This window comes from Saccharothrix sp. NBAS 001 (assembly GCF_056640475.1).
Genome location: NZ_CM153251.1, coordinates 4,178,381 through 4,197,455, shown reverse-complemented (window position 1 = coordinate 4,197,455; position 19,075 = coordinate 4,178,381). Strand labels below are relative to the sequence as shown.

15 protein-coding genes are annotated in these 19,075 nt (G+C 70.9%); 9 read left to right on the top strand and 6 right to left on the bottom strand.

Annotated elements, in window-relative coordinates; genetic code table 11:
• Positions 1-247: 247 nt before the first annotated feature.
• Positions 248-3,184 (top strand): amino acid adenylation domain-containing protein, encoded by a 2,937-nt coding sequence (locus AC0HI0_RS17425; protein WP_480934317.1) that lies wholly within the window; start codon positions 248-250, stop codon positions 3,182-3,184.
• A 43-nt stretch (positions 3,185-3,227) separates the two neighbouring features.
• Here the strand turns inward: AC0HI0_RS17425 and AC0HI0_RS17420 are convergent, their stop codons facing one another.
• Together AC0HI0_RS17420 and AC0HI0_RS17415 are read right to left on the bottom strand one after the other, a co-directional pair.
• On the bottom strand, positions 3,228-4,085 hold the full coding sequence (locus AC0HI0_RS17420) for a DUF3592 domain-containing protein (RefSeq protein WP_480933423.1): 858 nt from the start codon (positions 4,083-4,085) through the stop codon (positions 3,228-3,230).
• A 45-nt stretch (positions 4,086-4,130) separates the two neighbouring features.
• Positions 4,131-4,904, bottom strand: a complete 774-nt coding sequence (locus tag AC0HI0_RS17415) for a hypothetical protein (protein ID WP_480933422.1) — start codon at positions 4,902-4,904, stop codon at positions 4,131-4,133.
• Between the two features lie 194 nt (positions 4,905-5,098).
• Between AC0HI0_RS17415 and AC0HI0_RS17410 the strand changes: the two genes are divergently transcribed.
• The gene (locus AC0HI0_RS17410; RefSeq protein ID WP_480933421.1) at positions 5,099-5,878 is read left to right on the top strand and encodes a methylenetetrahydrofolate reductase; all 780 of its coding nucleotides are present in this window, start codon (positions 5,099-5,101) and stop codon (positions 5,876-5,878) included.
• A gap of 237 nt (positions 5,879-6,115) precedes the next feature.
• Positions 6,116-6,331, top strand: coding sequence for a hypothetical protein (locus AC0HI0_RS17405; RefSeq protein ID WP_480933420.1), 216 nt, complete (start codon positions 6,116-6,118; stop codon positions 6,329-6,331).
• 185 nt (positions 6,332-6,516) lie between these two features.
• Here AC0HI0_RS17405 and AC0HI0_RS17400 read toward each other — a convergent pair whose 3' ends face one another.
• Positions 6,517-6,813, bottom strand: coding sequence for a hypothetical protein (locus AC0HI0_RS17400; RefSeq protein ID WP_480933419.1), 297 nt, complete (start codon positions 6,811-6,813; stop codon positions 6,517-6,519).
• A 409-nt stretch (positions 6,814-7,222) separates the two neighbouring features.
• Between AC0HI0_RS17400 and AC0HI0_RS17395 the strand changes: the two genes are divergently transcribed.
• The 5 genes from AC0HI0_RS17395 (at position 7,223) to AC0HI0_RS17375 (ending at position 14,152) form a co-directional block, all read left to right on the top strand.
• Positions 7,223-9,148 (top strand): S1 family peptidase, encoded by a 1,926-nt coding sequence (locus AC0HI0_RS17395; protein ID WP_480933418.1) that lies wholly within the window; start codon positions 7,223-7,225, stop codon positions 9,146-9,148.
• Between the two features lie 375 nt (positions 9,149-9,523).
• A complete protein-coding gene (locus AC0HI0_RS17390; RefSeq protein WP_480933417.1) occupies positions 9,524-11,083 on the top strand; it encodes a DUF4331 domain-containing protein in 1,560 nt (519 codons plus the stop codon).
• Between the two features lie 62 nt (positions 11,084-11,145).
• Entirely contained in the window at positions 11,146-12,435 is a 1,290-nt protein-coding gene (locus AC0HI0_RS17385) for a tetratricopeptide repeat protein (RefSeq protein ID WP_480933416.1), read from the top strand.
• On the top strand, positions 12,432-13,820 hold the full coding sequence (locus tag AC0HI0_RS17380; protein WP_480933415.1) for a High-affinity nickel-transporter: 1,389 nt from the start codon (positions 12,432-12,434) through the stop codon (positions 13,818-13,820). The genes AC0HI0_RS17385 and AC0HI0_RS17380 overlap by 4 nt, the downstream gene beginning before the upstream one ends.
• A gap of 8 nt (positions 13,821-13,828) precedes the next feature.
• Positions 13,829-14,152, top strand: a complete 324-nt coding sequence (locus tag AC0HI0_RS17375) for a hypothetical protein (RefSeq protein ID WP_480933414.1) — start codon at positions 13,829-13,831, stop codon at positions 14,150-14,152.
• A gap of 84 nt (positions 14,153-14,236) precedes the next feature.
• Here the strand turns inward: AC0HI0_RS17375 and AC0HI0_RS17370 are convergent, their stop codons facing one another.
• Complete coding sequence (locus AC0HI0_RS17370; protein WP_480934568.1) at positions 14,237-15,337, bottom strand: hypothetical protein; 1,101 nt, start codon at positions 15,335-15,337, stop codon at positions 14,237-14,239.
• Positions 15,338-16,080: 743 nt separating this feature from the next.
• Here AC0HI0_RS17370 and AC0HI0_RS17365 point away from each other — a divergent pair.
• The gene (locus tag AC0HI0_RS17365) at positions 16,081-17,391 is read left to right on the top strand and encodes a serine hydrolase domain-containing protein (protein WP_480933413.1); all 1,311 of its coding nucleotides are present in this window, start codon (positions 16,081-16,083) and stop codon (positions 17,389-17,391) included.
• Here the strand turns inward: AC0HI0_RS17365 and AC0HI0_RS17360 are convergent.
• Together AC0HI0_RS17360 and AC0HI0_RS17355 are read right to left on the bottom strand one after the other, a co-directional pair.
• Entirely contained in the window at positions 17,381-18,310 is a 930-nt protein-coding gene (locus AC0HI0_RS17360; protein WP_480933412.1) for a sporulation-delaying protein SdpB family protein, read from the bottom strand. The two genes, AC0HI0_RS17365 and AC0HI0_RS17360, sit on opposite strands and share 11 nt — an antisense overlap.
• Positions 18,295-18,783, bottom strand: coding sequence for a hypothetical protein (locus AC0HI0_RS17355; RefSeq protein WP_480933411.1), 489 nt, complete (start codon positions 18,781-18,783; stop codon positions 18,295-18,297). The genes AC0HI0_RS17360 and AC0HI0_RS17355 overlap by 16 nt, the downstream gene beginning before the upstream one ends.
• Positions 18,784-19,075 lie beyond the last annotated feature (292 nt).

Sequence of the window (19,075 nt, the reverse complement as noted above, 5' to 3'; positions counted from 1 at the left end):
AGCCACCGTTGTGTGGTGAACCGCGCTTCCTGTCCAAACCCTTGCCACGTAAGCACTTCTTCGGGTCAGCAAGGACACCGATGTCGGTCGGGAGCGCCAGTCGGGTCCCGCATCCGTGCCGGAGCCGCTTGGGTGAGTCGGCCAGTGAGGCGGTTCCGCACCGGCAGGTCCGGGAACGCGGGTAGTGAGCCCTGATTTCACCACCATCAGAAGGAGGAGTGTCTTGTCCCGCAACCTGGTACTCGACATGTTCGAGCAGTCTCTCCGGAAAGATCCCGACAACACCGCAGTGGTCGATCGCGGCAGGGCGGTGAGCTATCGCGAACTCGCCGAATCGGCCGACCGGATCGCCGGTTGGCTGAGTCGCCGGGGTGTCGGGTCGGGAGATCTGGTTCCCCTGGTGGGTAAACGTTCTGTCGAACTGATCGCGGCGACGGTGGGCGTGTCCAAGTGCGGTGCCGCCTACGTCCCGGTGGACGCCGAGTATCCGGCCGAGCGCCGCGAGAGCATGATCGCGCAGTGCCGGCCCAAGGCGGTGCTGGCGGCGGCGTGCGGTGACGAGGACACCGGTGCGGCGGTGGACGTCCAGGCGATCCTCGGCCAGGACCACGACGTGCGACCAGAACCGGCGGAGATCCAGGGCGGCGACGCCGTCTACGTGATCTTCACCTCCGGCACCACGGGAGAGCCGAAGGGGGTCGTGGCCGAGCACCGGGCGCTGGCCCGGCTGATCGAGTGGCACAACGAGCGCTTCGCGATGGGACCCGGCTGCCGCAGCACGCTGATGGTCGGCGTGGGTTTCGACGTGTCCCAGTGGGAGATCTGGTCGGCGCTGGGGTCGGGGGCCACGCTCCACGTCGTCGACGAGGAGGTCCGCGCGGAACCGGCTGCGCTGCTCGACTTCTACGCCGAGCACGGCCTCACCCACGCCTACGCGCCGACGGCCCTGGTGCCCCTGCTGGCCGACGCGCCGCAGCCGTCGTCGCTGCGGCTGCGGTACTTGTTCTGCGCCGGCGAGAAGCTGCACCCGTTGGAGACCGCTCACCTGCCGTACGAGCTGGTCGACTACTACGGACCGACGGAAGCGACGATCTACGCGACTTACCGCGTGGTTCCGCCGCACAGCCAGCACGAACCGTCCTCCATCGGCGTTGCCGTGGCCGACACCGAGGCGTTCGTGCTGGACGACGTCCTTGACGACGTGCCACCGGGCGACGTGGGCGAGCTGTGCCTCGCGGGTGCCGGCCTGGCTCGCGGCTACCTGGGCAGCCCGAAGCTCACGGCCCGGCGGTTCGTGTACAGCAGGCGGCTCGACCGACGCCTCTACCGCACGGGCGACCTGGCGCGTCGGCTGCCCGACGGCACCCTCCAGTTCGTCGGCCGCCGTGACGAGCAGATCAAGATCCGGGGCTACCGCGTGGAGCCCGGCGACGTCGAAGCCGCGCTGCTGAAGAACTCCCGGGTTCAGATGGCGGCGGTGGTCGCCGAGGGCGAGGGGGCGGCGAACAAGCGGCTCGTCGCGTTCCTGGTGCCGGGCGACCCGTCCGAGGCGGAGGACCGTCTCGTCACCGACGTGCGCGCCGGCCTGCGGCGGGAACTGCCGGACTTCATGCGACCGGCCGTCTACCGCCTGCTCGCGGAGTTGCCCACTGCGGCCAGCGGCAAGACCGACTACGCCGCGCTGCACCGCCTCGCGCCGACCGGGCGGCCGTCCGGGGAAGACCAGGACGGCTTCGACAACGACGTCGAGCGCGGTATCGCCTCGGTGTGGCAGGAGGTGCTCGGGCACCACCACTTCAGCGCGGACGACACCTTTGACGACGTCGGCGGGAACTCGATGCTGGCGGCCTCGACCGTCCAGCGGATCACCGCGCGCGTTGGGGTGAAGACCCGGATCCGCGACGTGTACGAGTTCCCGAGCGTGCGATCCCTCGCCGCCGAGCTGGAACGCCGCGCCGGCGACGAGGCGGGCGGCGGTGACGGCGAACCCGTGCACGAGCTGCGACGCGACATCCACCTGCCGCCCGGCTTCGCGGTCAGCGGCCACTTCGACCCGGAGGTGCTCGCACGTCCCCGGCACGTGCTGCTCACCGGGGCCACCGGGTTCGTCGGCATCCACCTGCTCGCGGAGCTGCTGGCCACCACCCGCGCCCACCTGCACCTGCCCGTCCGGGGCACCGACGTCGCGCTCGCGACCGAGCGGCTCCGCCGGGTCGCCCGGCGCTACCAGGTCGACCTCGACTTCGACCGGATCTCGGTCCACGTCGCGGATCTGGCGGAACCGCGTTGGGGCCTCGCCGACGAGGACTACCTGCGGTTGACCGAGCAGGTCGACGTGGTCTACCACTCGGCCAGCGCCGTCAACTTCATCCAGCCCTACTCCTACATGAAACGCGACAACGTGGAGGGGCTGCGACAGGTGATTGCCTTCGCCGCCGAGGGCCGGACCAAGGCGCTGGTCCTGCTCTCCACCATCTCCGTGTTCAGCTGGGGGCACCTGTTCACCGGCAAGACCTTGATGCGGGAGGACGACGACATCGACCAGAACCTGCCCGCCGTCAGCACCGACCTGGGCTACGTGCGCAGCAAGTGGGTCATGGAGAAGATCGCGGACCTGGCCGCCGATCACGGCCTCCCGCTGATGACCTTCCGCCTGGGTTATGCGACCTGCCACAGCCGCACCGGGCACTGCGCGGACTACCAGTGGTGGGGACGACTCGTGCAGACCTGCACCGCCCTGAACGCCATCCCCGATTTGCGGGAGCTGCGCGAGGGGTTGACCACGGTCGACTACATGGCCCGGTCCATCGCCGCGGTCTCCCGGCGGCCGCAGGCGCTGGGCGGTCGGTTCAACCTCGTCCCCTCACCTGAGCGGGCGATGACCCTCAAGGAGTTCTTCGAACTCGTCGGCCGCCATCGCGGCCAGGACTTCGCCGTGCTGCCCTACCGGCAGTGGGTCTCGTTGTGGGAGAACGACCCCACGGCCCCGCTCTACCCGCTGCGCGGCATGTTCACCGACGACATGCACGAGGGGCAGTCCACTGTCGAGCTGTACCAGAACACTTACCGGTGGGGCACCGACACCCTGCGGCACCACCTGGTCCCGAGTGGAATCCGCGAGCCGGAGTTCACCCCGGAACTGCTCGACCGCTACCTGGACCGGCTGAACGTCGACCAGTACTGACCCGATCGGCGGGCGGGTCTGCGAGGCATCGCCACCGCCGCCGTCACAGCGCGATCGCGCCCGCGACGGCGATTCCCACCAGGACGACGAGGATCAGCACGACGATGACCGGGTCCGCCTTCTGCGCGCGCCGCTCGGCCTCGACGTCCGTGGTGAAGACCGCCGGGTCGTCGGGCGCGTAGTGGATCGTGACGGCGCGGCCGTTGGAGTGCGCGGGGTCGGGCAGGTCCGCGCGGAGGTGGGCGGTGACGGCGGTGCCGTCGAGGGTGGTGAAGGCGACCACCGGCACCAGACGGGTCGACGTGTGGCCGTCCTCGGTGCTGACGCGCTTGAGCACGGCGACGACCCGGCCGGGGACGGCGGACATGGCGTCCAGCCTGGCGAGGCGGCGGCGGGCGGCGCTCGTCGCGCCGGGGAGGTAGCACGCGGTGAGGATCGCCGCCGGGACGCCGACACCGATCAGCGCCCACGGCCAGGCCCACCCGATCGCCGCGAAGGTCACCAGCCCGGCGTAGACCAGGACGACCGCGAAGCTCGGCCAACCCAGCCCCCGCCCGCTGTCGTCCAGGTAGGCGGTGAGCCGGTAGGCGTGCGGCCTCCCGGGTGGGTAGCGGACGCCGATCTCCCGACCGACCCAGGCCGCCGTGATCGTTTCGCCGTTCTCGTCGTCGTTCGTCACCGTCCGCGCTTGCCCGGTGGCCGGGTCGCGGTAGGTCACGACCACGTCGATCCCGGCACCGGGGGAGCTGCCGTGCCGGGGTTCGCGCACCCGCTCGACCCGACCGACGACCCGGACCTCACGCTGCGCCCGCGTCATCCCGGCCAACGACCGCGCGTAGCCGACCAGCGCCACCAGGCCGAACACCCCGCACCACAGCGCCGGCCACACGTGCCAGTCCATGCGTCTTCGCTCCTGATCATTCGGGGATGACGACCCGCCGGCGGGTCACCGTGCGGGGGTGCTGCGCACGACATGACCCCCTGCGTCCGTCTCCGACGCGGTCGTGCCGAACTGCGCGGCCGGTGCACTCGCGCGAGCGAACTCGACCGTCGACTGGTCGGGGACGTCGTGCGTCTGAGGGGAAGGAGGCGGTGGGGAAGCGTTGTGCGCCATGAGGTCCGTGCGGAACAGCAGGACCACGACGGCCGCGCCGAGCAGCAGTCCCAGGAGCGTGACGAGGCAGGAGCCGCGCTCCTCCGGCTCGCTCGCCAGGACCGGCCCGGCCGCCGAGACCAGCCGGGCGTCGATCGCCCGCTGCTCCCACTGGGGTGTCGGTCGCTTCACGATCCGCACCCGCCACGGTTCGTCCGGCGGGTAGCGGACGACCAGGACACCTCCCGGTCGGTAGTCGCCGAGGTCGGCAACGTGGACGTCCTGCGTGACCTCGACGCGGTACGCCGGCGCGTCGTCCGGCGCGACCGTGAGGTCGAAGCGGACCGACACGTCGCTGCTCGGCTCCTCGCTCTCGGTGACGTCGCGGCTCTCGATCATCGCGAGCGCCACCCGGGGCGCGATCGCACCCTCCCGCGATCGCCGCCGCGCACCCGCGATCAGCAGGAACAGCCCGCAGACGGCGGGCACGCCCAGACCCGTGCCGATCAGGGCGCCGTTCTCGACGATCAGGCCGACGACCAGGCAGGCCAGTGACGCGCCGACCGCCCCGCCTCCCAGGAACCCCTGGGCCGGCGCGACGGTCGTGGCGCCCGCGTTGATCCCCATGCGGGTGATCGTGCCAGGCCACTGATGGCGACGGGGAAAGTTCCGGCGGACCGCGGCGGACCCGCCGAGTCGCCCAACGGCTGTGCGCCGCCGTCGCAGCGTGAGTTCGCGGATGCCGTCGTGGGGCTGATGGCACCGTCGGAGATCAGAACTTTCTGAATGCCCGCCTTGGGCAGCGTCGGTAGGGTCTGAGCATGTCCAGTCACGGCTTTGAGTTGGTCTGTGAGATCGAGCCGCCCACCCGTCCGGATCTGACGCGGGTGCGTCACCAGATCGGGGTGCTGAACCCGGTGGCGGACTCGTTTCTGATCCCGGACAACCACATCGGGCGGGCGACGGTGTCGAGCGTGGCGGTTGCCCACGAAGTGCAGGCGATGGGTGCGCGCGGGATCGCCTGCCTCAACTCCCGTGACCGCAATCTGCTGGGTTTTCGCCGGGATCTGCTGACCGCCGCCGCGTATGGGGTCGACCGGTTCCTGTTCGTCTACGGCGACAAGCCGACCGAGGGCGGGCGGACCAGCGAGCTGACGGTGCGGGCCATGGTCGAGGAAGCGCGTGCCGCGGCCGAGGAGCCGACGTTCGACGGCTGTGGCCCCTTCCGGGTCGGGGTGACCTCGGGGCTGCGCCCGCTGCCCGCTTGGAAGGCCACGGCCGACTTCGTGTTCGTCCAGGTCAGCTACTCCCTGGACAGCCTGCTGCGCTGGCGGGAGAGCGTTTCGCTGGACGTACCGGTCTTCGCCGGGGTGATGGTGCTGGCCAGCGCGAACATGGCACGCGACCTCGCCGCCAAGATCCCGGACATCGACATCCCCGACCAGCTCGTCGCCGACGTCGAACGCGACCGGGACGCGGGGGTGGCCGCCGCGTGCGATCAGGTCCTGGCCATCCGCGACAGCGGTGCCTTCGACGGGGTGCACCTGGTGCCGGTCAGTCGTTACCGGCAGGTCGCAGCGCGTCTTGAACGCGAACTGTAAGAACTGGGTCGCGTGGATGCCGGTGTTCTTGAGGCGTTGGCCGAGGTTGCCCGGGGGCTGAGGGCTGCCCGTCGGCCCAGCTCGCGGGCCAGGATCGAGGCATCACGGTCGATTGCGACAGCCCCGGGGCCGAGCGGGTGAACTTCGTGGTCTGGCCGTTGCGGCGGCTCTCACCGGGCGACACGGTGAAATCGGGTCACCTCGCCAACGTGGTGACCGGACGAAGGGATTGGTCTGGTGGAACTCGAATTCCTCTGGAAAGACCTCAACAGTGGCGACGGAAGCGGTTCTGGCGACGGTTGCCCTGCTCTGTACCGGACGGACGGGGGCTACGTCGTGCAGGGCTTGGTCCTGAACGCGGCGACTCGCGCCCAGCTCCGGCAGGTCGACGTCGGTGAGGACGCGGTGTTCGTCCCGGACAACGTGTTGGACAGGCTCCGCGACCTGACCTGATCCCCGCTCAGTGGGCTACGAGTCGTGGTCGGAGCGGGACCGGCTGGTGCTGTTGGACTTCTACCCCGCAGTGGTGGGGATCGCGTGACAGTCGTTCTGGCTGTTCTTCACCACGGTGGAGGGCAAGCGTCGTTCGCACGAGCCGTCCGTGCCCCACGGCCGCTTGGCCGTGGGGCACGGTGCGGCTACACGGCGGCCAGCAGGTACTGCACGTCGGTGTCGGGCCGGCAGTTGGAACTGGGGCGGGTCGCGGTGTAGGTGAATCCTGCGGTCACCTTGCACGCCCACAACCCGGTCCGGGGCAACGTGACGTAGTACAGGGGCTCGCACCCCTGGTCGGCGCGCACCATCGTGTAGGTGTAGCCGGCCGGCACCTTGCGGCACGACCAGAACGGCGAGTCCTGCGCCGACGCCTGCCCGGCCAGGGCCGTCATCGCCAGCGCCGTCGCCGACGCGACACCGAGCATCTTCCCGATCTTCACGGAGTTCCACCTTTCGCCGCAGCCGGGCCCGGTGCGGGCCCGCTCAAGCACAGCAGGCCGCGCGGCTGCGGTCATCTGCCGATTGGTTCAACCAATTTTCGTATGGGTCGCCCGGGTGACCATTGAGAACGGTGATCCCGTGGTCGTGCGGATCGGCGGTGAACGGCTCGGGCACGGGCGCGTGGAGCCCGCACCGCCGCATCCTCGGAGGTGTCCGACGAGGCCGCCTTCGCCGCAGCGCAGACCTCCGGACGGGCGCGCCCGGACACCGCCGACGACACAGCCGTACAGGTGAACCTTGTGGTGGGACAAGGCATTCAGGGTTACCCGTGTTGGTTCTGTCGGCGCTCCGTTCGTTCTTGGCACGATGAAGCAAACGTGCGGAACGGTTGTCCAGCAAGGGGAGAACATGCGCCAACGTCGAACAACCAGCCTTCTTGTCGCACTGCTGCTCGCGAGCGGCGTTCCGGTCGCCGTCGCGACGGGCGCTTCGGCCGAACCTTCGGACCCGGTCGCCGTCGCGCTGCGGCGCGACGTGGGGATCTCGCCGGATCGGATGTCGGACCGGCTGGCGCTGGAAGCCGCCGCACCCCGGACGGAAGAGGTGCTGCGGTCCCGCCTGGGGTCCGGGTTCGGCGGTGCCTGGATATCGGGGGACGGTCGGCAAGTCGTGGTCGGCGTCACCACCCCGGACGCCACGCGGGCGGTCCGCGATGCCGGCGCCCGACCGGTGCCGGTCGGGCGCGCCGAACAACAGCTCAAGGGGCTCAAGTCGGCCCTCGACCGCGCTGCCGCAGCGGTTCCGGCGTCGATTTCGGGGTGGTACGTCGACCTGCCGCGCAACGGCGTCGTCGTGGTCCACGAGCCCGGGCGGCTCGATGCCGCGCAGCGGTTCGTCGCCGACGCCGGGGTGGACGTCGGCGCGGTGACGTTCGCGGCTTCCGGGCAGCGGCCCGCGTTGTTCTCCGACCTCAACGGCGCCGACCCGTACTACATCGGCTCCTCGCGCTGCTCGGTGGGCTTCGCCGTCGAGGACGCCGTGACCGCGCAGCCGGGTTTCGTCTCCGCCGGGCACTGCCGGACCCTGACCTCCGGGCCGCTCACCGGGGCCGGTGGGGTCGCGCTCGGCAGTTGGTCCGGTGCTTCGTTCCCCGGCCACGACTACTCCCACGTCCGCACCACGTCCGACTGGTCGCCGCAGGCCGCGGTGAGTGGTCTGGGCGCGGTCGCCGGGTCCCGGGAAGCCTTGGTGGGCTCCTCGGTCTGCCGCTCGGGGTCCACGACCGGGGTGCGGTGCGGTGTCGTCGAAGCGGTCGACCAGACCGTCAACTACCCGCAGGGCGCGGTGTTCGGCCTGACCCGCACCAGCGCCTGCGCCGAGGGCGGTGACTCCGGCGGGCCGTTCATGACGGGTGACCAGGCCCAGGGCGTCACGTCCGGCGGGAGCGGCAACTGCCGCGACGGCGGCACGACCTACTTCCAGCCGCTCACCCCGATCCTGAACGCTTACGGCCTCACCCTGCGCACCCGGTACGACGCCCGGATCGGTGTCCGGTTGACCGATGGCACCGCGCTGGTGAAGGAGGGCGGTCTCGGCGCGGCGTGGGCCACCGAGTGGACTGGGAACGCGACCGACGTCGCCCTGTCCGGCAACCGGATCGGTGTCCGGTTGGACAACGGCACGGTCCTGGTGAAGGAGGGCGGTCTCGGCGCGGCGTGGGTCGCCGAGTGGACCGGGAACGCGACCGACGTCGCCCTGGCCCGCGACCGGATCGGCATTCGGCTGGACAACGGTGCGGTGTTGGTGAAGGAAGGCGGGCTCAGCACCGCTTGGGTCACCGAGTGGCCGAGCGGTGCGACCGACGTCGTGTTGGCCGGTAATCGGATCGGCATTCGGTTGGACAGCGGTGCGGTGTTGGTGAAGGAAGGCGGGCTGAGCGCTGCCTGGGTCACCGAGTGGCCCAGTGGCGCGACCGACGTGGCGTTGGCCGGTGACCGGATCGGGATCCGGCTCGACAACGGCACGGTCCTGGTGAAGGAGGGCGATCTCGGCGCGGCGTGGGCCACCGAGTGGACCGGGAACGCGACCGACGTCGCCCTGGCCCGCAACCGGATCGGCATTCGGTTGGACAGCGGTGCGGTGCTGGTGAAGGAAGGCGGGCTGGGCGCGGACTGGGTCACCGAGTGGCCGAGCGGTGCGACCGACGTCGTGTTGGCGGGCAACCGGATCGGTGTCCTGTTGGACAACGGCACCACCCTGGTGAAGGAGGGCGGACTCGGCGCCGCCTGGGCGACCGAGTGGACCCGGAACGCGGACAGGTTGGCGTTGACGTAGGTACGCGCCCGCAGGAGGACGGCGTCAGGTGGTCTGGGCGGTGATGAGTTCGTCACGGCCACCGGCGCTGGTCTCGCGGGACCCCGCCGTCAGGCGGTCGTCGACGGCGTGGGCGACACGTCGAGAGGTGCCCGAGGGCCTGCTGCTCCCGCCGACCTCGCCTGGGATCGGCGGCTGTGGGTCTCCGCTGGTTCGGCACCCGACCTGCTATTGCCACCACAGTGCAAGTGTGCGATCGAGTGAACCCGTGAACCGTGTCCCGTCCCTTGCCGAACCGGTTGCGTCCTGTCCGTGCGGCGGGTTGCGCCCCGGACAGGTGTCGATCCGAAGGGATGGAGCATGTCAGCACCTCCTCCCACGCGTCGTCGACGACGCGTGGCGGTAAGTCTGATCGCGGTCGGGAGCACGGTGCTCGCCGCCGGTTTGATCGGTGGTTCCGGGCCGGCCGGTGCGTCGAGCCACCGGGAAGCGCCGTTGATCGCCGGTGATCCGGCGGTGGACAACACGGACGTGTACGCGTTCGTCAGCCCCGACAAGCCCGACATGGTGACGTTGGTGGCGAACTGGTCGCCGTTCCAGGAGCCCAACGGCGGGCCGAACTTCTACCCGTGGGCGACCGACGCCCACTACGACATCAACATCGACAACGACGGCGACGCGCGCGCCGACCTCACCTACCGGTGGACGTTCCGCACCGACGACCGGCGCGGGAAGTCGACCTTCCTCTACGACAACGGCCCGGTCACGTCGTTGGACGACGAGAACCTGCTGTTCAGGCAGTCCTACACGCTGGAGCTGTGGGACGCCGACGGCCGCGACCGCAAGTTGATCCGCTCCGGGAAGGTGGCCCCGTCCAACACCGGCCCGGCCTCCATGCCGGACTACGGCACGCTGCGCGCGCAGGCGGTGACCGACGTGCCGGGCGGCGGGAAGAGCTACGTCGGGCAGGCCGACGACGCGTTCTTCCTCGACCTGCGGGTGTTCGACCTGCTCTACGGCGGCAACCTGTCCGAGGTAGGGCAGGACACCCTGGCCGGGTACAACGTCAACACCATCGCGTTGCAGGTCCCCAAGTCCCAGCTGGCGCTCAAGGGCGACGCGGCGCGCAACCCGGTCATCGGGGTGTGGAGCGACACCGAGCGGCAGTCCATGGCCCTGAGCCCCGGGGAATCGCGCGCGTTCGGCCCGTTCGTGCAGGTGTCGCGACTGGGCAACCCGCTGGTCAACGAGGTGGTGGTGCCCGCGGCGCTGAAGGACAGGTTCAACGCGTTGACACCCGACCGGGACGGCAAGGTCCCCGAGTTGGTGAACCGGGTGACCGACCCGGAGGTGCCCAGGCTGATCCAGGCGATCTACGGCCTGCCCGCGCCCGCGACACCGCGCAACGACCTGGTCGAGATCTTCCTGACCGGGATCACGACCAAGCTGGGCGGGCCGATCAAGGCCGACTTGAACTCGCAGCTGAACAACGCGGACGTCAACCCCCGGCGGTTCACGCCGTCCGAGCAGTTGCGGCTCAACGTGTCCGTGCCGCCCACGGCGACGCCGAACCGGTTGGGCGTGCTCGCCAACGACCTCCAGGGCTACCCGAACGGGCGACGCCTGACCGACGACGTCGTGGACATCGGCGTGCAGGCGCTGGAGGGCGCGGCGGTCACCGGCATCGTGCCCGCGCTGGCGGCCGGGGACAAGGTGAACGCCAACGACAAGGCGTTCGGCGCGACGTTCCCGTACGTGGCGTTGCCGCACAACACGGCGGTCAACTCCACGGCCGGCGGGGCTGTCCCGCCTGCCGGTGGCGGTGGCGGCGGTGATGGCGGCGGAGGTCTCCCGGCCGGGCTCGTGCTCAACGCGGCGTTCGCCGCACTGCTGATCGGTACCGGTGCCTGGCTGTTGCGCAGGCGTCCTCAGTGGACTGTTCCGGCAATGTCCTAGCACCACTCGCGGCAGGTGCGTCCGCTGCGGCTCGCCTGCCGCACCCTCCCTTTTGGAGTGTCATGACCAGGCGCAGGATCTTGGCCTTGCTGGTGATCGCCTCGGGCGTCGTGCTGCTGGTGACGACGGTGACGGCGTCCCGTCGCGACGACCCGCCCGCGTCGCCGTCCACACCCGTCGCGCGCGGCGGCGTGGCGCGCACGGTGTCGGCCGCGCAGGAGCGCCTGCGCCGCGTCCCCGAGGACGCCGAGACGTGGGCACGACTCGGCGCGGCCTACGTGGAACAGGCGCGCCTGACGGGGGACCCCGCCTACTACGCCAAAGCGCAGGGCGCGCTGGACACGTCGTTGCGCTACCGGCCAGACCACAACGGGGCCGCCCACATCGGCCTGGGCTCGCTGGCCAACGCGCGCCACGACTTCGCCGCCGCCCGCGACCACGCCGAGCAGGCCCGCCTCGCGCTGCCGGACACCGCCGAGGTCTACGGCGTCCTGGCCGACGCCCTGACCCAGCTCGGCCGCACCGACGACGCGCGCGCCGCCGTGCAGCACATGGTGGACCTGGAACCCGGCGTCCCCGCCTTCACCCGCGCCGCCTACGACTTCGAACAACGCGGCGAGGTCGAGTCCGCCCGCGCCGCACTCGTCCGCGCGCTCGACGCCGCGTCGACACCTGCCGAGGTGTTGTTCATCCGCTACCACCTCGGCGAACTCGCCTTCGACAACGGCGACCTGGACGAAGCCACCGACCAGTACGAACGGGGACTGCTCGTCGACCCGCACGACGTCCCGCTGGTGCAGGGCCGCGCCAAGGCGGCCGCCGCGCGCGGCCTGCTGGAGGAGGCACTGGCCGGGTACGCCGACGTCGTCGCGCGCGTCCCGGCACCGCAGTACGTCCACGAGTACGCCAACCTCCTGCGCGCGACCGGACGCACCGGGGACGCCTCGCGGCAGTTCGAGCTGCTGACCACCCAGGAACGACTGCTCGCGAACGCGGGGAGCAACGACGACCTGACCCGGTCCGCGGTCGCCGCGGACCGGGGAGACCCGGCGACCGCGCTGGCCGCGGCACGTCAGGAGTGGAGTCGCCGCAACCACCCGCTGGTCGCCGACGCCCTGGCCTGGGCGCTGCACCTGAACGGTCACGACGCCGAAGCCGTCGAGTACGCCGACCTCGCCGGACGCACCGGGTGGCGCAACGCCGCCTTCGCCTTCCACCGGGGCGTGATCCTCGCCGGCCTGGGCCGCACCGACGAGGCCGTGACCGCCCTCGACCGGGCGTTGACGATCAACCCGCACTTCTCTCCCGTCGACGCCCCTGCCGCCCGCGCGGCACTGGCGGGCCTGCGATGAGGGCTGTCGCGGTGCTGCTGCTCGCCGGACTGGGCCTGGTCCTGGCCCCGGCCGTCGCCTCCGCGCACCCGCTGGGCAACTTCACCGTGAACCACCACCACGCGATCACCGTGCACCCGGACCGCGTCGACCTGGTGTCGGTGATCGACCTCGCCGAGATCCCCACGCTCCAGGAACACCCCGCCGCCCAACCCGCTTACGCCTCCCGCGAGTGCGAAGTCCTGCGGCGAGACATGGACGTGCGCGTGGACGGCGGCGCGCTGGCACTGACCGCCCGTTCGGCCGACGTCGAGTCTCCCGGCGGCGAAGCCGGGCTCGCCACCACCCGGCTGACCTGTTCGTTCACCGCGACCGCCGACCTCGACCGGAGCGCGGTGCTCGACGTGCGCGACGCGTACCGGGGCGACCGGGTCGGCTGGCACGAGATGACCGCCGTCGGCGACGGCACGGCGCTGGTCGATCCCCCCGTGCCGGCGTCGAGCACCAGCGACACCCTGCGCGCCTACCCCGACGACCTGCTGTCCGACCCGCTCGACGTGCGGTCGGTCAGCCTGCGCGTCGAACCCGGCACCTCCACCGCGTCGGGCGCGGTCGCCGGACCGGGCGGCACCTCGCTGCTCGGCACCGCGACCCGCGCGTTCACCGACCTGGTCGGCGAACAGCACCTCACCCCGTTGGTCGGCGTGCTCGCCGTGCTGCTGGCCCTGCTGCTCGGCGCGTCCCACGCGGCGTTGCCCGGCCACGGCAAGACGGTGATCGCCGCCTACCTCGCGGGCCGTGAGGGCACCACCCGCGACGCCGTCGTGGTCGGGGCGACGGTCACCCTCACCCACACCCTCGGCGTTCTCGTCATCGGCCTGGTGATCAGCGCCACCAGCACCCTGGCGGGCGAGTCGCTGCTGCGGGTGCTGGGCGTCCTCAGCGGCCTCCTGGTGGCCACGATCGGAGCGGTTCTGCTGCGCTCCGCGCTGCGCGCCGCCAAACACCCCGCAGTCGTCGGCCACGGGCACGGGCACGGCCACGGACATGGGCATGGCCACGGACATGGGCATGGCCACGGACATGGGCATGGGCATCGGGTCGGCCGCGCAGGTCTGGTCGGCATGGGGGTCGCGGGCGGACTCGTGCCCAGCCCTTCCGCGTTGGTGGTGCTGCTCGGCGCCGTCGCTCTCGGCCGGACCTGGTTCGGCGTCCTGCTCGTGATCGGCTACGGGATCGGCATGGCCGCCACCCTCACCGCGGTCGGCCTGCTCCTGGTCCGGCTGCGTGACCGACTCGCCGCCGCCGAACGCCTCCGCGACCGCTTCACCGCCCTGCCCACCGTCACCGCCGCCCTGGTCCTGCTGGTCGGCCTCGGGCTGACCGTGCGCGCCACCCTCGGATAGGAGCCACCATGCGCACCACCGCCCTCGCCCTGTGCGCGGCCACGTTGCTCACCGCCTGCACCACCACGGCCGACCCCGGCCCGATCTTCGACACCGAAGGCGCGGCCGACATCACCTGCCTGAAACACCAACCCGCACCGCCCGGACCGCGCTACACCGACGAGAACCTGCGCCGCACCGACGAAACGCTTCCCCTCCTGCGCTACTACACGGCGCACGGACGCAAACCCTTCTGCGACGGGCAACCGCCCGCCGACCCCGACCGGCAGTGGGCGCGGACCTACGTCCAACTCGGTGCGGACCGCGCCAACGTGGCGGGCCTGACCGGCTGAACCGCCTCCACGCGACGAAACAGCCCCTCGACCGCTCCGCGACCGTCCCGTGAGAGCCGTGCGGCGGCCGGTGCCGGGCCGCCGCTACGGCTTCCACCCACGTCGGGCCACGAGGATCCCGGCCAGTCCGACGGCGACGAGCGCCAGCCCGACCAGGCCGAGCTGCGGCCACCCCTGATCCAGTCCGGTGGCGGCCAGCGCCGACTCTCCGTCACGGCGACCGTTTCGCGCTGGTGACGTGCCCACGATCGACGTCCCCGTCGGTGGCGTGGAGTGCACGGTCGTGACACCGGTCGCGGTCGTGGTCGACCCGGTCGAGGTGATCGGCACCGTGGTCTCGCCGGTCGTGGTGGTGGACGAATCCGTCGTGACGGTTGTCGTGGTGGTGGTGGTGGTAGTGGTGGTGGTCGGGAGGGGACTCTCGCACTCCACCCTCACCTCGCCCAACCGCATGTCGGTGACATCGCCGTCGTAGAGCAGCGTGCCGGAGGTGTCGTAGAACCTGCCGTCCACCTCGATGTCCAGCCACGCCTCGGCCGTCGCCTGTGGGGACTGGTCGGCCGGATCCTGATGCGGGGCGACTGTCACGGTGAGCACGCTCGCCCCGATGTCCGCCACCCCCAGCTCGGCCCCGGTGACGGGGACCTCCGTGACGCCCACTGTCACCAGGTGCCCCAGAACGGTGATCTCCGCCGCGTCCGTGCGGTTGTAGGCCAGCGCCAACGGGCCGATCGGCGGTGGTTCGCACTCCGCGTACGAGTCCATCGACGCCACCCCTCCCACCGCCTGCCCGACCCTGATCAACGCCCGCTGGTTGTGCAGCACCTCCAGCCCGGTCAACTGGGCCTGGGCGTAGGTCTTGGACGCCTGGGCGGACGTCCGGGTGGTGTCCGTCGAGATCGTCATCCGGGTCAGGACGCCGTCGGGGTCGCTGAAGTCCCCGTTGTCGTCCACTCCGATCGCCGGGCTGACAGCCGTGCCGTAGCGACCGCTGAACGCCGACAACCCGATCGCCGGGACCTCTTGGTTGGTCAACCGCACCAGCGTCGCCTCGGCCGGCACCGCCTGCACCGCAGCAGTCGGTACCGCTCCGGCCAAGGAAGCGAGCAGCACTGTCCCGGTCACCCCCACCGAGGCGGACATCCACGCTGCGAAGGCCAACGACTTCTTCGACTGCACACCCACGGGAACGTCTTAACAGGACTCTCGCCGCACCGCTCGGCCAGATCCGGTTGCCATCCGATCGGGGAGTACCCAGGTGTGTCCGATGCCGCGTCGACCGGCAGCGCCGGCCTCGCCCGTGGCGTTGGCGAGTCTGGCGTCCGGTGTGGACAGCAGTTCGGACAATCTGGTCTCGACCGTGCCCTGTGGGTCGGGCAGCGGGACAGGATCTCCGGCACGGCCGGGTGGGTGGGCCTTGGCCCGATGGCGCGTTCGAGTGCGGGGTGGTTGCCGGCGGGCAGGCTGCGGAGGCGGTCGGCGAGGCGGCGCATCGCCAGATCGGGCAGGGAGGCCACCCGGTGACCGGGCGGCATCGGGCGGCGCGCTTGTCGGACATTGCTTCGGTTCGCCCTCGGGAAGCGGTCTGTCGTGCAGCGCTTTCCGGTGGGTCCATGATCGCGGCGCGGTGTTCGCCCTTGTCCACGCCCAGGCTCGGGAACACCTGGTAGTCGCTGGTCATCGGTCGTGCCGTTGGTCCGTCCCCGGGGTGGCCGTGTCCCTGTCGGCGGTCCGGGCCGCAGGACGACAGCGCCGGTCCCGCCATCGGTGAGGTCGGCAGCACCGACATCGACGTGCCTGGTTTGTCCTTGCCGGGCGCGTGTGGCGCAGTAGTCTCGGGGGGAAGCGCGCATTGAGCGGGAGGCGCTGAGTAGAGGAGCGGGGAATTGGCTGGTCGGGCGCGAGCCGTTGGTGAGTGGATCGGCGAGGTGCTGCCAGAGCTTGCGGCTCGGAACTGCCTGCCCGGGATCCAGGTGGCGGTGCTGGTGGACGGGGAGGTCGTCGACGCCGCGACCGGTGTGCTCAACCTCGCCACCGGCGTGCCGGTGACCAGCGACGCGTTGTTCCAGATCGGCTCGATCACCAAGGTGTGGACCGCGACGCTGGTGATGCAGTTGGTGCGCGAAGGGGCCGTCGACCTGGACCGGCCGGTGTCCCAGTACCTCGACGGGTTCCGGCTCGCCGACGAGGTCGCGAGCCGGACCGTGACCGTTCGGCAACTCCTGAGCCACACGGGAGGTTTCGACGGGGACATCTGGACGGACACCGGCCGCGACGACGACGCGGTGCGGAAGTACGTCGAGACCCTCGCCGACGCCGTCCAGTTCTTCGCACCCGGTGAGTGTTTCTCGTACTGCAACAGCGGTTACGTGGTGCTGGGCAGGCTGGTGGAGGTGCTGCGCCGGAAGCCTTACAACCGTGCGTTGCGCGAGCACCTGATCACCCCGCTCGGCCTGGCCCACGCCGCGACGTGCGTCGACGAGGCGATTCTGGGCTTGCCCGCCGTCGGGCACGAGCTGGTGCGGCCGGACGGACCGCTTGAGCCGGTGAAGAAGTGGTCGCTCGTGCCTTCCACGGCTCCTGTCGGTGCGATGCTCGCGATGAGCGCGCGTGACCTGCTCTGCTTCGTCCAGCACCACCTGTCGACGTCGGAGTACGACGCGATGCGAGAGCCCCAGGTCGAGGTGCCGGAGCCCGGGTTGATCAACGGCCATTGGGGCCTCGGCTGGTCGATGCCCGACTACGGCGGTCCTGTCGTGGTAGGCCACAGCGGCTACACGATGGGGCAACGTGCGTTCCTGCGGGTAGTACCCGAAGCCGGTGTCGCGGTGGCGATGCTGACCAACGGCGGCGACGTGTACCCGGTGTTCACCGAGGTCTTCGGGCACCTGCTGCACGAGCTGGCGGGCGTGCGCCAGCCCGAACTTCCCGCTCCTCCGCAGAATCTCCAGCCCGTCGACGCGAACCGGGCTGTCGGAACGTACCGGTCCTCCGCCGGCGAATGGGTGGTGCACGTGGACGCCGACGGCCGCACGTGGGTCCGTGTGTCGTCGACGGACGAGGACGAGGCCGACGAGGAGTTCGAGTTGGTCGCGCTGAACGAGGACACGCTGATCACCCGGCTGCCGCAGGAGGGCAGGCACGTGGTGTACGGCCTCGGCGACCCTGATGCGGCAGGCCGTGCGCAGTTCCTGCGGTTGGTCGGGCGGGCGGTCGTCCGCGATCTCGTCAGCGGGTAGTCGTCGGCCCGACCCGACTGTCGGCGGCGACCGGGTCGACGTCGTCGTCGGGCGGGTTCAGCACGACCGTGCCGCAGATCAGCAGCCCGATCATGGCCATCCCGAAGACCGGCAGGTTCATCAGCAGCGCTATGCCCAGGTGGAGGCCGCCACCGAGCACCAGGACGACCCTGCGGAGTCGCGCTCCCGCGAGGATCGCGACCGCGAGGACCGCCTGCACCCCGATCACGGACCAGGTGGCCGCGGCCGCCGCCGGGAACGAACTCAGCGCCGGCTTGAGCAACGCCAGCACCGGGGCGGGAAATCCGTAGTCGGGGTCGTGCACCACGACGTACATGGCGCTGCCTTGTCGCCACAGCGGGTCGTTGAGCTTCGTGACGACCGCAGTGGTGTAGATGACGAAGATCTGCGCCTTCAACACGATCAGGCCCGCGAACGCGCTGCCGCGCCACTGCGGCGCGAGCGGGGCTGTCGGCGGTGGCCACTGCCAGCGCCTGTCGTCACCCAGGCAGATCGGGATGAGCAGCATGGCCGCGATCTGCGAGATCCGGTCGCCGCCGTCGGTGATGGATGCGCTCACGTTCAGGCTGAACGCGATGTACCAGTGCGGCACGCAGGTCCACCGCGGGCGGTAGCCGGAGACGACGACCACCAGGACGGCGATCGAGAGGATCCGGCTGAGCAGCAGACCGGTGTCGGTCGGTCCCATCAGGCACCACAACGACATCGCGCGCACGCCCGCGCAGCGCGGTGCCTCGGCGGTGGCCGAGAACAGCGTGGAATCCGGGTTGGCGAGCAGGGCGGCCAGCGGCACGGCGGCGATCAGCGTGCGGCCGAGCGCCAGCGACCGCGCACGCGGTTCCGCCTGCTCGACAACGTGCCGCAGCCAACGCACGTGACCCGCTAACGCCCCGCGCACTCCACCTCCGTGAACGCGACCTGAGCCACCCGGCTCGGGCGGTCCGGCAGCCGGCCGGGGTCGGGCGCCACCGCGATCTCGACGGCTATCGCGGTGGGCCCGCACACGGCCGGCCGGCGCGCCGGATTCCGCACCCGGTAGGACAAACCCCGGTCCAGCTCGTTCACGCACGCGGTCAGCAGCTCCTGCGAACACGTCTGCCAGTAGCGGTCGGGCACGAGCCGGGCGAGCGGTTTGGCCTCGGTCTGCCGCACGTCGTCGATCCGGTTCAACCCCCACAGCCGTTCGGCCCTGCTGTGCCGTTCGTCGCTGGGAGCCAGATCCGCCGCGGCGGGCTCGATCCGGTACGCGGTGGGTGTGGGCCGGTGGAAACCGGTGAAGAACCACCAGTTCTGCGGCCACAGCACCTGATATCCGGCCAACCGGCCACTCACCCCGCCCAGGTCGAGCTGCGCCACCACGGAGATGGTCAAGCTGGCCAACAGCAAGGTTCCGGTCAGGATGGCGCTGCGCACCGCCCGAGCCGCGTCCGAGGCCTCACCGTGAGGCCCTCGGGGCATCAGTGCGCTTTCATGCTGTCGTCGAAGACGGTGTGCACCACTGCGTTGACCGACGGCTCGGCCACCGGCTCCACTGCGAACATCGCGGTGCCCACCAGCAGTGCCAGTGCCACCAGTGCCAAAGTCAACCCGGCTAAGAACGAACGCCCCATCAGTTCCCCCTGGATTCGCGCGCTCCGCGCCCCCACGCGCGCAGCGGAGAGTG

Coding starts and splice junctions, on each gene's coding strand:
- AC0HI0_RS17425 (WP_480934317.1), top strand. CDS start 248: ATGTTCGAGCAGTCTCTCCGGAAAGATCCCGACAACACCGCAGTGGTC.
- AC0HI0_RS17420 (WP_480933423.1), bottom strand. CDS start 4,085: ATGGACTGGCACGTGTGGCCGGCGCTGTGGTGCGGGGTGTTCGGCCTG.
- AC0HI0_RS17415 (WP_480933422.1), bottom strand. CDS start 4,904: ATGGGGATCAACGCGGGCGCCACGACCGTCGCGCCGGCCCAGGGGTTC.
- AC0HI0_RS17410 (WP_480933421.1), top strand. CDS start 5,099: ATGTCCAGTCACGGCTTTGAGTTGGTCTGTGAGATCGAGCCGCCCACC.
- AC0HI0_RS17395 (WP_480933418.1), top strand. CDS start 7,223: ATGCGCCAACGTCGAACAACCAGCCTTCTTGTCGCACTGCTGCTCGCG.
- AC0HI0_RS17385 (WP_480933416.1), top strand. CDS start 11,146: ATGACCAGGCGCAGGATCTTGGCCTTGCTGGTGATCGCCTCGGGCGTC.
- AC0HI0_RS17380 (WP_480933415.1), top strand. CDS start 12,432: ATGAGGGCTGTCGCGGTGCTGCTGCTCGCCGGACTGGGCCTGGTCCTG.
- AC0HI0_RS17375 (WP_480933414.1), top strand. CDS start 13,829: ATGCGCACCACCGCCCTCGCCCTGTGCGCGGCCACGTTGCTCACCGCC.